At 72.0% G+C, this 12,993-nt stretch carries 9 protein-coding genes; 3 read left to right on the forward strand and 6 right to left on the reverse strand.

What is annotated here, in order from left to right:
• Positions 1 to 42: 42 nt before the first annotated feature.
• Positions 43 to 789: a hypothetical protein gene (locus tag AC0666_RS08300; RefSeq protein WP_356852122.1), complete on the reverse strand. Its 747-nt coding sequence runs from the start codon at positions 787 to 789 to the stop codon at positions 43 to 45.
• A gap of 254 nt (positions 790 to 1,043) precedes the next feature.
• A complete protein-coding gene (locus tag AC0666_RS08305; RefSeq protein WP_468588059.1) occupies positions 1,044 to 2,870 on the reverse strand; it encodes an acyl-CoA dehydrogenase in 1,827 nt (608 codons plus the stop codon).
• Between the two features lie 206 nt (positions 2,871 to 3,076).
• Between AC0666_RS08305 and AC0666_RS08310 the strand changes: the two genes are divergently transcribed.
• Positions 3,077 to 3,541 (forward strand): SseB family protein, encoded by a 465-nt coding sequence (locus tag AC0666_RS08310; RefSeq protein ID WP_361717276.1) that lies wholly within the window; start codon positions 3,077 to 3,079, stop codon positions 3,539 to 3,541.
• A gap of 166 nt (positions 3,542 to 3,707) precedes the next feature.
• On the opposite strand, the gene AC0666_RS08315 is transcribed toward AC0666_RS08310, so the two are convergent.
• Positions 3,708 to 4,088 carry a hypothetical protein gene (locus tag AC0666_RS08315; RefSeq protein ID WP_468965814.1) on the reverse strand — a complete coding sequence of 127 codons (381 nt, stop codon included), beginning with the start codon at positions 4,086 to 4,088 and terminating at the stop codon, positions 3,708 to 3,710.
• A 161-nt stretch (positions 4,089 to 4,249) separates the two neighbouring features.
• On the opposite strand from AC0666_RS08315, the gene AC0666_RS08320 reads away from it, so the two are divergent.
• Entirely contained in the window at positions 4,250 to 5,206 is a 957-nt protein-coding gene (locus AC0666_RS08320) for a pirin family protein (RefSeq protein WP_361717270.1), read from the forward strand.
• A gap of 487 nt (positions 5,207 to 5,693) precedes the next feature.
• Here AC0666_RS08320 and AC0666_RS08325 read toward each other — a convergent pair whose 3' ends face one another.
• Positions 5,694 to 6,755 (reverse strand): AI-2E family transporter, encoded by a 1,062-nt coding sequence (locus tag AC0666_RS08325; protein WP_478707292.1) that lies wholly within the window; start codon positions 6,753 to 6,755, stop codon positions 5,694 to 5,696.
• A gap of 63 nt (positions 6,756 to 6,818) precedes the next feature.
• Positions 6,819 to 9,188, reverse strand: a complete 2,370-nt coding sequence (locus AC0666_RS08330) for an ATP-binding SpoIIE family protein phosphatase (RefSeq protein ID WP_478707362.1) — start codon at positions 9,186 to 9,188, stop codon at positions 6,819 to 6,821.
• 136 nt (positions 9,189 to 9,324) lie between these two features.
• On the opposite strand from AC0666_RS08330, the gene aspS reads away from it, so the two are divergent.
• Entirely contained in the window at positions 9,325 to 11,142 is a 1,818-nt protein-coding gene (aspS, locus tag AC0666_RS08335) for an aspartate--tRNA ligase (RefSeq protein ID WP_468583853.1), read from the forward strand.
• A gap of 111 nt (positions 11,143 to 11,253) precedes the next feature.
• Here aspS and AC0666_RS08340 read toward each other — a convergent pair whose 3' ends face one another.
• The gene (locus AC0666_RS08340; protein WP_478707293.1) at positions 11,254 to 12,735 is read right to left on the reverse strand and encodes a VWA domain-containing protein; all 1,482 of its coding nucleotides are present in this window, start codon (positions 12,733 to 12,735) and stop codon (positions 11,254 to 11,256) included.
• Between the last annotated feature and the right edge of the window lie 258 nt (positions 12,736 to 12,993).

Raw genomic sequence — 12,993 nt, forward strand, 5'->3', positions numbered from 1 at the left:
CCCGGGGGTGCGGGCTGTGTGGTCCGCTTTCCCGGCGGCGTCTCAGCCCGGCGGTCGCTCGAATCGGCGCTGCAGCTGCCTGCGCTCGCCCCGGCGGATGCGCGGGAGCATCTCCGGGGTCGTCGCGGAGCGCTGCGCGCGTCTCTTGCGTCCGGCGCAGAAGATACAGGCCTCACCGGGCGGAGCGTCGGGGTCGATCGGCGCGCCGGGATGCTCGGAGCAACCCGAGGCGTTGCGCGGCCGGGACAGTTCGCGGGCCACGATGAACGCGCGGTGGAGATCGTCCGCGATGGCGACGAAGTCCTCGGCGGGCGAGGAGAAGCCGAGGTGGAACCGGCGGTCCTCCACGGTCCGCAGGTGGGCGCGCAGGGCGTGCAGGGTGTACGGCGGGTCCGGTACGGGATAGCCGAGCCGGCGCTGCTCCCCCGCCGGCGGGGCGGCGGCCGGGCGGGCGCCGCGGCCGCCCTGGGCGCGCAGGCCGAGCCGGCGCCGGTCGTTGCAGATCAGGCAGCGGCCCCAGCCGTCGGGCGCCTCGGGGTCGAGGGCGCCGTTGGGGTGCTCGGGGCAGCCGGTGTAGCTCTTGGCCGGGGCGAGCCCGGCGGCGGTCTGGAACGCGGTGTAGAGGGCGTCGGCCACGGCTTCGTACTCCGCGGGGTGGGAGCCGTCGTACAGCTCCCGCAGGTGGTCGCCGAGGCTGCCCAGGGCGGCTTGCAGCTCCCGGAGGGCGTACGGCCGCCCGGTCGGGACGGAGTACCCCCTGCTGTTGCCGTGCTGCTCCTGTGGGCTCATGCGAAAAGCGTCCCACGGACGACCGACAACCCGGGAATCCGGCTGTTGCGCGGCACGTACGGCCGGGCGGCCTGCCCGGCCGCGTCCCCTGCCCGGCCGCGTGCGCAGCCGGGCGACCCGCCCGGCCTCGGCGGCGCGGCCGTCCCGGGCAGGGCCCGCAGGGTCGCCGCAACGGCAGCGGCCGGACCCCCGCACGGAGGTCCGGCCGCTTCGTGTACGTACACCGCGTACAGATGTGGAACGAGCGCCGCAGGCTAGAAGGCGGCCTCGTCGAGCTCCATCAGGGAGTTGTCGACGGCCTCGGCCAGGCTGCGCTGGACCGAGACGCCCGGCAGGACCTCCGCGGCGAAGAACTTCGCCGCCGCGATCTTGCCCTGGTAGAAGGGGACGTCCTTGCTGGAGGCGCCCGCCAGCTTCTCGGCGGCCACGGCCGCGCCCTTGAGCAGCAGGTATCCGACGACCACGTCGCCGGAGGCCATCAGCAGGCGGGTGGTGTTCTGGCCGACCTTGTAGATGTTCTTGACGTCCTCGCCGGTGGCGGTGAGGTCGACGATCATCTGGCCGACGATGGCCTCCAGGTCCACGGCGGCCTTGGCGAGCGCGTCGCGGGCACCGGCCAGCTCCTCGCCGCCGACGGCCTCGGCCAGGAACTTCTTGATCGTCTCGGAGAGGACGTTCAGCGAGGCGCCCTGGTCGCGGACGATCTTCCGGAAGAAGAAGTCCTGGCCCTGGATCGCGGTGGTGCCCTCGTAGAGGGTGTCGATCTTGGCGTCCCGGATGTACTGCTCGACCGGGTACTCCTGCAGGTAGCCGGAGCCGCCGAAGGTCTGCAGCGACTGCGCGAGCTGCTCGTAGGACTTCTCCGAGCCGTAGCCCTTCACGATCGGCAGGAGCAGGTCGTTCAGGCCGACCAGCGCGGAGGTGTCCTCGCCCGCGGCCTGCTTGAGCTGGATCTCGTCCTGGACGGACGCGGTGTACAGGACGAGGGCGCGCATGCCCTCGGCGTACGCCTTCTGCGTCATCAGCGAGCGGCGCACGTCGGGGTGGTGCGTGATGGTGACCTTGGGCGCGGTCTTGTCCATGAAGTTCGCGAGGTCCGGGCCCTGCACGCGCTCCTTGGCGTACTCCAGCGCGTTCAGGTAGCCGGTGGAGAGCGTCGCGATGGCCTTCGTGCCGACCATCATGCGGGCGAACTCGATGATCATGAACATCTGGCGGATGCCGTCGTGCTTGTCGCCGATCAGCCACCCCTTGGCGGGGTGCTGGTCGCCGAAGGTCATCTCGCAGGTGTTGGACGCCTTGAGGCCCATCTTGTGCTCGACGTTCGTCGCGTAGACGCCGTTGCGCTCGCCCAGCTCGCCGGTCTCCCAGTCGAAGTGGAACTTCGGGACCAGGAAGAGGGAGAGGCCCTTGGTGCCCGGGCCGTGGCCCTCGGGGCGCGCGAGGACGTAGTGGAGGATGTTCTCCTCCATGTCGTGCTCACCGGACGTGATGAAGCGCTTGACGCCCTCGATGTGCCAGGAGCCGTCCTCCTGCTGGATCGCCTTGGTGCGGCCGGCGCCCACGTCCGAGCCGGCGTCCGGCTCGGTGAGGACCATGGTGGAGCCCCAGCGCTTCTCGACCGCGATCTGGGCGATCTTCTTCTGCGCCTCGTTGCCCTCCTCGAAGAGGACGCCGGCGAACGCCGGGCCCGAGGAGTACATCCAGACGGCCGGGTTGGAGCCGAGCAGCAGCTCCGCGTAGGCCCAGATCAGGGAGCGCGGCGAGGTGGTGCCGCCGATCTCCTCGGGCAGGCCCAGGCGCCAGTACTCGGAGTCCATGAAGGCCTGGTAGCTCTTCTTGAAGGAGGCCGGGACCGGCGCGGTGTTGGTGGCCGGGTCGAAGACCGGCGGGTTGCGGTCGGCGTCCGCGAAGGACTCGGCCAGCTCGTTCTCCGCGAGCCGGGCGATCTCGGACAGCACGCTCTTGGCGGTCTCGGTGTCCATCTCGCCGAACGGGCCGGTGCCGTACAGCTTGTCGCGGCCGAGCACCTCGAAGAGGTTGAACTCGATGTCGCGGAGATTCGACTTGTAGTGCCCCATGGCGACGGCTCCGTTAAGGCTCGGGGAGACAGATTCCTCGTACATACCAATCGGTAACAACATGATGCTACCCGCGGGTAATAACGGCAACCCTTCGGTGACGACTGTGACCAGTGTCAAATCGCGCGCATGAGCTTCGGTCTCGGAACCGTGGAGAACCCCTGGAGCGCGCCCGGCGGCCCCGTGCCCTCGGTAGGCTGACCGCCATGTACGGCTACGACCAGAACCCGGGTGCCCAGCAGCAGTACGCCCCGCCGCAGCAGCAGATGCCCGGCGCCGGGTACGGAGAGCAGCCGCTGTACCCCGAGCCCTCGCCGCCGTCGCTCGCCGACGCGGTGCGGGCCTTCACGACCGGGTCGCTGTCCGCCGAGGACTTCCAGCAGATCTTCGCCACCTCGAAGGTGTACTGCCCGCGCGGCGACACCCCGGGCTTCCTGGCGCTGCACAACACGCAGCAGCCGGTGATCCCGATGTTCACCACGCTCAAGGAGCTCCGCCGGTACGCGGGCAAGGAGTCCAAGTACTTCGTGATCACCGGCGCGGAGGTGATCGACCTGCTGCCGACCGGGTACGGCTTCGTCCTCGACATGGAGGGCGACCACCGCATGGTCTTCGACGCGAAGGCCGTGGAGCAGATGGTCGACTTCGCCATGCGCCGCATGTACGGCTAGCCGCTGCGGGCGCGTGGCCGCGCCGGTAGGGGGCGGGCCCGCCCAGGGCCCACCCGGAGCCCGCCCTGACCGCCGTGTGCGGCCCGGGCGGGCTCTTCGGTGTTCCGGGGCCTCAGGCGGTACGGCGCGTTCCGAGGTCCCAGGCGGTGCGGCGGGAGCGGTCGTCTCAGGCGGTGCGGCGGGAGCGGCGCCACAGCACCGCCGCCGCCGCGCCGGCGGCCAGCGCCCCGGCCGCGTACGCCCACAGCGGCGCCAGCTCCGGCCGGTGGGCGAGCGAGAGGCGGATGCCCGCGAAGGCGAGGACGGCGACGACGTAGTCGGTGCCCTCGGCCCCGTCGCGGGCGGTGGCCCACCGCAGCAGCAGGCAGCCCGCCAGGCACAGCGCGCCCCACGTGGCCAGGTACGGCCACGGCGAACCCGGCAGCGGGGTCATCGGCATCCCGGTGGCCGCCCACCGCCATGCCGCCCACCCGAGCGCGACGAGCGCCGCCGAGGTGCCCACGGCTCTGCCCAGAAGCCTCACGAAGGTGCCGAAACGCTTGGCCATGCCGTCTCCCCAGGCGGTCGTTCGGGTGCTCTGCCCCTGCTAGGACGGCGTTTCGGGGTCCCGGGTTGTCCCGGGAATGACGGCGCGCGGTGCGCTGTTCTGTCGGGTGTGGCAGAAAGTTCGAGTTTCAACTAAACTCGGCCCAGAAGGAGGTTCCGACCATGCCTGCAGTGACTGTGGAGAACCCGTTGACGCTCCCCCGCGTCGCCGAGCCCACCCCGGAGACCGCCGCCCGCAAGGTGCTGGCCGTCACGACCGCCCCGGGCGGCTTCGAGGGCGAGGGATTCCCGGTGCGCCGCGCGTTCGCCGGGATCAACTACCAGTACCTCGACCCGTTCATCATGATGGACCAGATGGGCGAGGTGGAGTACGCGCCGGGTGAGCCGAAGGGCACCCCCTGGCACCCGCACCGCGGCTTCGAGACCGTCACGTACCTGATCGACGGAACCTTCGTCCACCAGGACAGCAACGGCGGCGGCGGAGTCATCAACGGCGGTGACACCCAGTGGATGACCGCAGGCTCCGGCCTCCTGCACATCGAGGCCCCGCCGGAGTCCCTCGTCGTCAGCGGCGGGCTCTTCCACGGGCTCCAGCTGTGGGTGAACCTCCCGGCCTCCGACAAGATGATGCCCCCGCGCTACCAGGACATCGGCCGCGGCCAGGTCCAGCTGCTGTCCACCCCCGACGGCGGCGCCCTGCTCCGCGTGATCGCCGGTGAACTCGACGGCCACGCCGGCCCGGGCATCACCCACACCCCGATCACGATGATCCACGCGACGATCACCCCGGGCGCGCAGCTGACCCTGCCGTGGCGGGAGGACTTCAACGCCCTCGCCTACGTCATGGCCGGCCGCGGCAGCGTCGGCACCGACCGCCGACCGTTCCACACCGGCCAGACGGCCGTCTTCGGCGAAGGCGGCTCCCTGACGGTGCGGGCGGACGAGTCCCAGGACTCCAACGCCCCGGACCTGGAGGTCGTCCTGCTCGGCGGCCGCCCGATCCGCGAGCCGATGGCGCACTACGGCCCGTTCGTGATGAACACCCGCCACGAACTCCAGCAGGCCTTCGACGACTTCCAGTCGGGCCGCCTGGGCACCATCCCCACCACCCCCCGCTGACCGACTGCCCGCTTGCAGAAGCTCGCACGGTGAGCCGGCCCCAGGTCGCCGACCTGGGGCTGCTTCATGTGCATCCCGCGCCCAGCACGGGCGCGCCGGCGCACCCCGCTTCGAGGACGTCGAGCTGCCGATTCCGGCGTAGGACAGCGACGGGTCCGCCCACCGCTGGCCGCCAGGAGACCCGGAACACCTCGGTGACCCCGGTCCAGGGCACCGCCCCTGAGAAGCCCGGACCGCCGACGCCGAGGTGCTGAAGATCCTCCATCCGCCGCTGGAGCGGTTCCAGCTCTACCTGCGCCGTGAGGACCAGGCCTTCAACGAGTCCGTGCCGCAGGCGCTGACCTGGCCCGAAGGAGTAAGGGACCGCCAACGAGGCCCGGTCGTATGGCGGTCGGCGTCGAGTCCGACCACCTGCCCGAGCACCTCGTCAAGCGGTCCTGGATGGGCGAGTTCGCCACGTGAGACGCCCCGGCGGCACGACCCGCACTCATGCCCCCGGCACGGGCCCACCGGCACCGGCATGGCGGCCGCGGAGTTCCGAGGCCACGCCTAAGGCGGCCGCCGTCAGGGGGACGGCGAGGAGCATGCCGAGGATGCCGGCGACGCTCGCCCCGGCCGTGATGGCCAGCATGACCACCGCCGGGTGCATCTGCACCGTCCGGCTCTGGATCAAGGGCTGGAGGACGTGTCCCTCCAGCAGCTGCACGGCGAGCACCAGGCCCACCACCCACAGCCCGATGACCCAGCCCCGTTCGGCGAAGGCGACCAGTACGGCGACAGCCCCGGAGATGAAGGCGCCGAGGTACGGGATGTACGCGCCGACGAAGACCAGCGCACCGAGCCCGACCGCGCCGGGGACCCGGAGGATCAGCAGGCCGGCGGTGATGCAGACGACGTCGATCAAGGCGATGAAGGTGGTTCCCCGCATGAATCCCTCGACCGCCTCGAAGGCGCGGCGCGCGATGGCCACGACGGTGTCGCCGGTCGCGCGGGGAGCCAGCGAGCGCAGCGCGCCCGCCGCGCGGTGGGAGTCGCGCAGGAAGAAGAAGATCAGCAGCAGCGCGAGGACGGCGGTCGCGAGCACCTCCCCGACGACACTGAGGCCGGTGATCACGCCCGAGGCGGCGGTGGCGCCGAAGTTGCCCAGCAGCTCCTTGGCGTGCGAGGCCACGTCCTCCAGGGAGGTCCCGGCGGCGCCGAAGCGGGCGGCGAGGTCCCGGCCCGCGCGCTTGAGGGACTCGACGATCTGGTCACCGGTGCTGATCAGGGCGTGCACGACGACGTACGTGGCCCCGCCGGCCACCGCCAGCACGGCGAGGCAGGTGAGGGCGGCGGCGAGCGAGCGGTGCACCTTCATCCGGACCAGCCGGCGGTACAGCGGCCCGAGCAGGGCCGTGCCGAGCAGGGCGAGCAGGACGGACGTGACGGCGGTCCGGAAGACGTAGCAGAGCCAGACGCCGATCGCGAGCACACCGGTGACCAGCAGCACGACGACGCACCAGGCGGCGAGGCGGCGTACCGGCTCGGGCAGGAGGGATGAGCTCAGCACGCGATCATCCAACCACGGGGGCGCCTCCCCGCCCGGTACGCTGCCCGGCGCCGCGGCGCCGGGTCAGGAGGGTTCGGGGTCGGGGTCCCGGCCGCTGTCCGCGTCCAGCAGGTCCACCTCGTCCAGGAGATCCACCGCGTCCACGGGATCCACCTCGTCCAACGCGTCCAGGCCCTCCAGGCCCTCCAGGCCCTCCAGGCCCTCCAGGCCCTCCAGGTCGTCCAGGCCGAGAGCCGCGGCCAGGTCCGGGGCGCGGTCCGCGTCCGGGAGGCCGGAATCCGGCTTGGAGAGCTCGTGCAGCTCGAACCAGATCGACTTGCCCTCGCCCCGCGGGTCCACGCCCCAGGAGTCCGCCAGCATCTCCATCAGCAGGACGCCGCGGCCGCTCGACGCCATCTCACCGGGCTGCCGCCTGTGCGGCAGTTCGTCGCTGGCGTCCGCCACCTCCACGCGCAGCCGCCGCGTCCCCAGTTCGCCCACCGCCTCCGCCACGAGGAGCGCGTCGCCGTCCGTGTGCATGAGGACGTTGGTCACCATCTCGGAGACCATGAGCACCGCCGAGTCCACCTGTTCCGGGTCCGCCCAGTCGTGCAGCAGCTCCTTGATCTGCTTCCGGGCACCCGCGATCCGCTCGGGCTCGGCCTGGGCCACGGTCAGCATCGTGCGGCGCCCCGGCCGGGCGGGGTGCGCGGTGTCGGTGCCGCAGCCGCAGCGCCCGCCCTCGCGGCACAGCAGGACCACGGCTATGTCGTCCTCGCGCCGGTCCGCGAGCGGGCCCGTCGTGTGGTGCGAGGAAGGTCCGTGCACGGCCTGGACCAGCAGGTCGGCCAGTTTTTCGAGGTGTCCCCGCGCCTCGTGTCCCTGCCGCTCGTCGGCCCCGTGCAGGTCGGACTCCAGGATCGCCCGCAGCCGGGCCCATCCCGTGTCCAGGTCGTGCCCGCCGGTCTCGATGAGCCCGTCGGTGCACAGCATCATCGTCTCGCCGGGCTCCAGCGTGAACCGCGTCGTCGGGTAGTCGGTGTCCGGGACGATGCCGAGCGGCAGGCCTCCCGAGGTGGGCCGCGTCATCACCGTGCCGTCCGTCATCCGGATCACCGGCTCGGGGTGGCCGGCCCGGGCCACCTCCAGCCGCCCGGTCTGCGGGTCGCACTCCGCGTACAGGCAGGTCGCGAAGCGGGGGCTGTGGAAGTCGGAGTCCGGGTCGCCCTCCCCGGAGCTCAGCCCGGCCAGGAAGCGGGAGGCGCGGGAGAGCACCGCGTCGGGCCGGTGGCCCTCGGAGGCGTAGGCGCGCACCGCGATCCGCAGCTGGCCCATCAGCCCGGCGGCCCGTACGTCGTGCCCCTGGACATCGCCGATGACCAGCGCGAAACGGCCCGACGGCAGCGGGATCACGTCGTACCAGTCGCCGCCGACCTGGAGGCCGCCGCCGGTGGGGACGTACCGGGCGGCGATCCGCATGCCCGGGATCTCCGGTCCGAGCGTCGGCATCATCGACCGCTGGAGGCCGGTCGTGAGTTCCCGCTCGGATTCGGCCACGCCTGCGCGCTGGAGCGCCTGGGCCAGCATCCGGGCCACGGTCGTCAGCACGGACCGCTCGTCCGGCGAGAAGGACACCGGGTGCTTGAACGCGGCCATCCAGGCGCCCATGGTGCGCCCGGCGACGATCAGCGGGAGGAAGGCCCAGGAGATCCGGCCGAAGCGCTGGGCGAGGGGCCAGGTGGCTGGAAACCGCCGTTTGTAGTCTTCGGGGGAGGGGAGGTAGATCGCCCGGCCGGTCCGTACGACCTCTGCGGCGGGGTAGTCCGTGTCCAGCCCCATGTCGGTGAAGGGGCCCTCGTCCCCGGGGTCGTGCCCGTGGTGCCCGATGATCGACAGCCGTTCCCCGTCCACGCCGAAGACGGCCAGCCCGTCGGGGCTGAAGCCGGGCATGGACAGCGAGGCGGCCACGCGCAGCACCTCGGAGGTGGACCGGGCCTCGGCGAGGGCGCGCCCCGCGTCCAGCAGGAAGGCCTCGCGGCTGCGCCGCCAGTCGCCCGTGACGGTGGTGTGGGCGGCGGTGGTGCCGGGCTGGGGGTCGGCGATCTCCTGGATGGTGCCGATCAGCTCGTAGTCGACGCGGCCCGTGGCGGAACGGTTCTCCACGGGTTTGGAGCGGCTGCGTACGGTCCTCAGCACCCGCCCGTCCTCGTCCATGATCCGCAGCCGGGCCTCGGCGAGGGTGCCTTCGGCGACCGCCAGGGTGACGATCCCGTTGATCTCGTTCCAGTCCACCGGGTGGAACCGGGACCGTACGGCGACCTCCGGCAGGACGGCCGGCTCGGCGGGCAGCCCGAGGAGCCGGGCGGCCTCGCTGTCGAGGCTGACCGTCCCGGAGGCGTTGTCCCAGCGCCACAGACCCGTCGCGACGGCGGCGAGGACGTCCTCGGTGCGCACCCGGTCATCTTTACAGGTCATCGCCCCGGTGTGCCTGTTCACGGAGGCCGCCGGGCGAGCCAGCGCGGTCCCCGGCCCGGACGGTAACCTTGTGAGGGTTGAATCCACCCTGGTATCGCGAAGAACTGGATGACTGATGCATCGGTACAGGTCCCACACCTGCGGCGAGCTCCGCGCCTCTGACGTCAACGCCGACGTCCGGCTGAGCGGCTGGCTGCACAACCGTCGAGACCTGGGCGGCATCCTCTTCATCGATCTGCGCGACCACTACGGCATCACGCAGCTCGTCGCCCGCCCCGGTACCGCCGCGAACGAGGCCCTGAGCCACCTGACCAAGGAGACCGTCGTCCGCGTCGACGGCAAGGTCGTCTCCCGCGGCGCCGAGAACATCAACCCCGAGCTGCCCACCGGCGAGATCGAGATCGAGGTCTCCGAGGTCGAGGTGCTCGGCGCGGCCGGCCCGCTGCCGTTCACGATCAACACCGACGACGGCGTCAACGAGGAGCGGCGCCTGGAGTACCGCTTCCTCGACCTGCGCCGCGAGCGCATGCACCGCAACATCATGCTGCGGTCGGCGGTCATCGCCTCCATCCGCTCCAAGATGGTGGCCCTCGGCTTCAACGAGATGGCGACCCCGATCCTCACCGCGACCTCCCCCGAGGGCGCGCGTGACTTCGTGGTGCCGTCCCGCCTGAACCCGGGCAAGTTCTACGCCCTGCCGCAGGCTCCGCAGCAGTTCAAGCAGCTGCTGATGATCTCGGGCTTCGACCGGTACTTCCAGATCGCCCCCTGCTTCCGCGACGAGGACGCCCGCGCCGACCGCTCGCCGGGCGAGTTCTACCAGCTCGACGTGGAGATGTCCTTCGTCGAGCAGGAGGACGTCTTCCAGCCGATCGAGCGCCTGATGACCGAGCTCTTCACCGAGTTCGGCAAGGGCCGCGAGGTCACCTCGCCGTTCCCGCGGATCCCGTTCCGCGAGTCCATGCTGAAGTACGGCAACGACAAGCCCGACCTGCGGGCGAAGCTGGAGCTCGTCGACATCACCGACGTCTTCGAGAACTCCGAGTTCAAGGCCTTCGCCGGCAAGCACGTCCGCGCCCTGCCGGTGCCGGACACCGCCGCCCAGCCGCGCAAGTTCTTCGACGGGCTCGGCGACTTCGCCGTCTCCCTCGGCGCCAAGGGCCTGGCCTGGGTCCGCGTCGGCGAGGACGGCACGCTCTCCGGCCCGATCGCGAAGTTCCTCACCGAGGAGAACGTCAAGGTCCTCACCGAGCGCCTCGGCCTGGCCCCCGGGCACGCCGTGTTCTTCGGCGCGGGCGAGTTCGACGAGGTCTCCAAGATCATGGGCCCGGTCCGGGTCGAGGCCGCCAAGCGCGCCGGCCAGTTCGAGGAGAACGTCTTCCGCTTCTGCTGGATCGTCGACTTCCCGATGTACGAGAAGGACGAGGAGACGGGCAAGATCGACTTCTCGCACAACCCCTTCTCCATGCCGCAGGGCGGCATGAAGGACCTGGAGGAGAAGGACCCGCTCGACATCCTGGCCTGGCAGTACGACATCGTCTGCAACGGCATCGAGCTGTCCTCCGGCGCCATCCGCAACCACGAGCCCGAGGTCATGCTGAAGGCCTTCGAGATCGCGGGTTACGAGGCCGAGACCGTCGAGCGCGAGTTCGCGGGCATGCTGCGCGCCTTCCGGCTGGGCGCCCCGCCGCACGGTGGCATCGCCCCGGGCGTGGACCGCATCGTGATGCTGCTGGCGGACGAGCCGAACATCCGCGAGACGATCGCCTTCCCGCTCAACGGCAACGCGCAGGACCTGATGATGGGCGCGCCCACCGTCCTGGAGGAGTCCCGTCTGCGCGAGCTGAACATCGCCCTGCGCAAGCCGGTGGAGACGAAGGCGCCGGACGCGAAGCCGGTCACCGAGGCGGTCCACCCGGACGCGGCGCGCTGAGCGTACGAGGCATGAGGAAGGGCCCGGGATCGAGGATCCCGGGCCCTTCCGGTGTGTCGGCCGCCGGTGTGTCGGCCGCCGATGTGTCGGTCTGCGGCGGCGGAGCGGCGGCTAGAAGCCGGCGAGGATGCCCTTGAGCAGGGCCGCGGAGGACAGCTCGGCGGGGGCGGGGCCGGCGTGGAAGAAGCCGGCGTTCTCGGCGTCCAGCTTGCGCAGGAAGTCGAAGGCCTTGGCGTCGTGGTCGCCGAAGGCGACGAACTGCCAGTGCACCTCGGGCGCGGAGGCGGCGGCGTCGGCCAGGGCCTGCTTGGCGGGCTGTCGGTTGTCGGGGGCGCCGTCGGTCTGGAAGACGACCAGGGCGGGGCCCTCGTTGCCCTCCTTCCGGTACTGCTCCAGCACCTGCTCCACGGCGCGGTGGTAACTGGTGCGGCCCATGTGGCCGAGCTCGGCGTGACGCGCTTCGACCCAGGCGGCGTCGTGGCCGTCGAGGCTCAGGTCGGCGGTGCCGTCCACGTCCGTGGAGAAGAACACGGTGTGGACGGTGGCCGCGTCGTCCAGGTGGGCGGCGAGGGCCAGGGCGTGGTCGGCCAGGTGCTGCGCGCTGCCGTCCTTGTAGAACGGGCGCATGGAGCCGGACCTGTCCAGCACCAGGTACACCTTGGCCCGGGCCCCGGCCTTCCCCTTGCCGCGCAGTACCTGCCCGGCGGCCTTGTAGGCGCCGACCACACCGGGAGCCCGCCGCCGCACCGCGGCAAGCGCGTGCGCGGGACCCTCGACTGCCTCGACGGTGACGGCCTTGGGCTCCTCGGCCTCGGCGGTGACCGGCTCGGCCTCGGCGGCCTCGGTGGTGGCGGGCTCGGGCTCCTCCGCCTCGGCGGTGGCGGCCTCGGGTGCGGCGGCCTCGGCGGCCGGTGCCTCCTCGGCCGCAGGCTCCTCCGCCTCGGTGGTGACGGGCTCGGGCTCCTCCGCCTCGGCGGTGGCGGCCTCGGGTGCGGCGGCCTTGGCGGCCGGTGCCTCCTCGGCCGCAGGCTCCTCCGCCTCGGTGGTGGCGGGCTCGGGCTCCTCCGCCTCGGCGGTGGCGTCCTCGGGTGCGGCGGCCTCGGCGGCCGGTGCCTCCTCGGCCGCAGGCTCCTCCGCCTCGGTGGTGGCGGGCTCGGCGGCCTCGGCCGCTACGGCGGGCTCCGGCTCGGCGGCGACCTCCGGCGCGGGTGCTTCGGCTTCCGCCGCGGCGGGCTCGGCGGCCTCGACGGCCTCCGGCTCCGCGGCGGCCGGTTCCGGCTCGGTGGGAGCCGGTGTGGGACGCGGCGTCGAGCCGGAGCCCGGGGTCTGGGGGCGGCGGGCCTCCGGGACCGTCGGGTCCGTGACCGGCGTCGCCGGGGCGGTCATGACGGTGCCCGGTTCCCGATCCCGCGGAGCGGACTGCGGCGGCACCGTCGGGTTGTCGAAGGACGCCGCGACCAGTTCGGCCGCCGCATCCAGGGGGGTGCGTTCCGCCTGGTTTGGGACGGCGGCAGCCGAAGTGCCGTCCGACGTCTCCGGAACCGGCTCGGCAGACCGTCCGAACACCTTGCGCAACAAGCTCCGAATACCCATGGGCCAGGCCTTTCGCATGAGTGCGTGCGTCATATGTCCGTGCTGCGCGGTTGATCCCTGCCCAGAGTGGACACGTAAGGTTATCGGCCCCTCGGCTGGATCTTCGGCAGGGGCGCCCTTCGTGGCGCCCGCCCCGCACAGCACCTCCCCCCGCCTTCCTAACTCCCGCACCGACGCGACCGGTTCACCCGGCGTTCATCCCCGCGCCGCCGCTCCGGCGCAACCCGGGCCTACCGTCACGGCTGGATTCGACCGACA

The sequence above is a fragment of the Streptomyces sp. NPDC043680 genome, assembly GCF_056436685.1.

What these genes read in the sequence shown, in the direction of transcription:
- AC0666_RS08340 (WP_478707293.1), bottom strand. Translation starts at nt 12,735, where the DNA reads ATGGGTATTCGGAGCTTGTTGCGCAAGGTGTTCGGACGGTCTGCCGAG.
- aspS (WP_468583853.1), top strand. Translation starts at nt 9,325, where the DNA reads ATGCATCGGTACAGGTCCCACACCTGCGGCGAGCTCCGCGCCTCTGAC.
- AC0666_RS08305 (WP_468588059.1), bottom strand. Translation starts at nt 2,870, where the DNA reads ATGGGGCACTACAAGTCGAATCTCCGCGACATCGAGTTCAACCTCTTC.
- AC0666_RS08320 (WP_361717270.1), top strand. Translation starts at nt 4,250, where the DNA reads ATGCCTGCAGTGACTGTGGAGAACCCGTTGACGCTCCCCCGCGTCGCC.
- AC0666_RS08300 (WP_356852122.1), bottom strand. Translation starts at nt 789, where the DNA reads ATGAGCCCACAGGAGCAGCACGGCAACAGCAGGGGGTACTCCGTCCCG.
- AC0666_RS08315 (WP_468965814.1), bottom strand. Translation starts at nt 4,088, where the DNA reads ATGGCCAAGCGTTTCGGCACCTTCGTGAGGCTTCTGGGCAGAGCCGTG.
- AC0666_RS08310 (WP_361717276.1), top strand. Translation starts at nt 3,077, where the DNA reads ATGTACGGCTACGACCAGAACCCGGGTGCCCAGCAGCAGTACGCCCCG.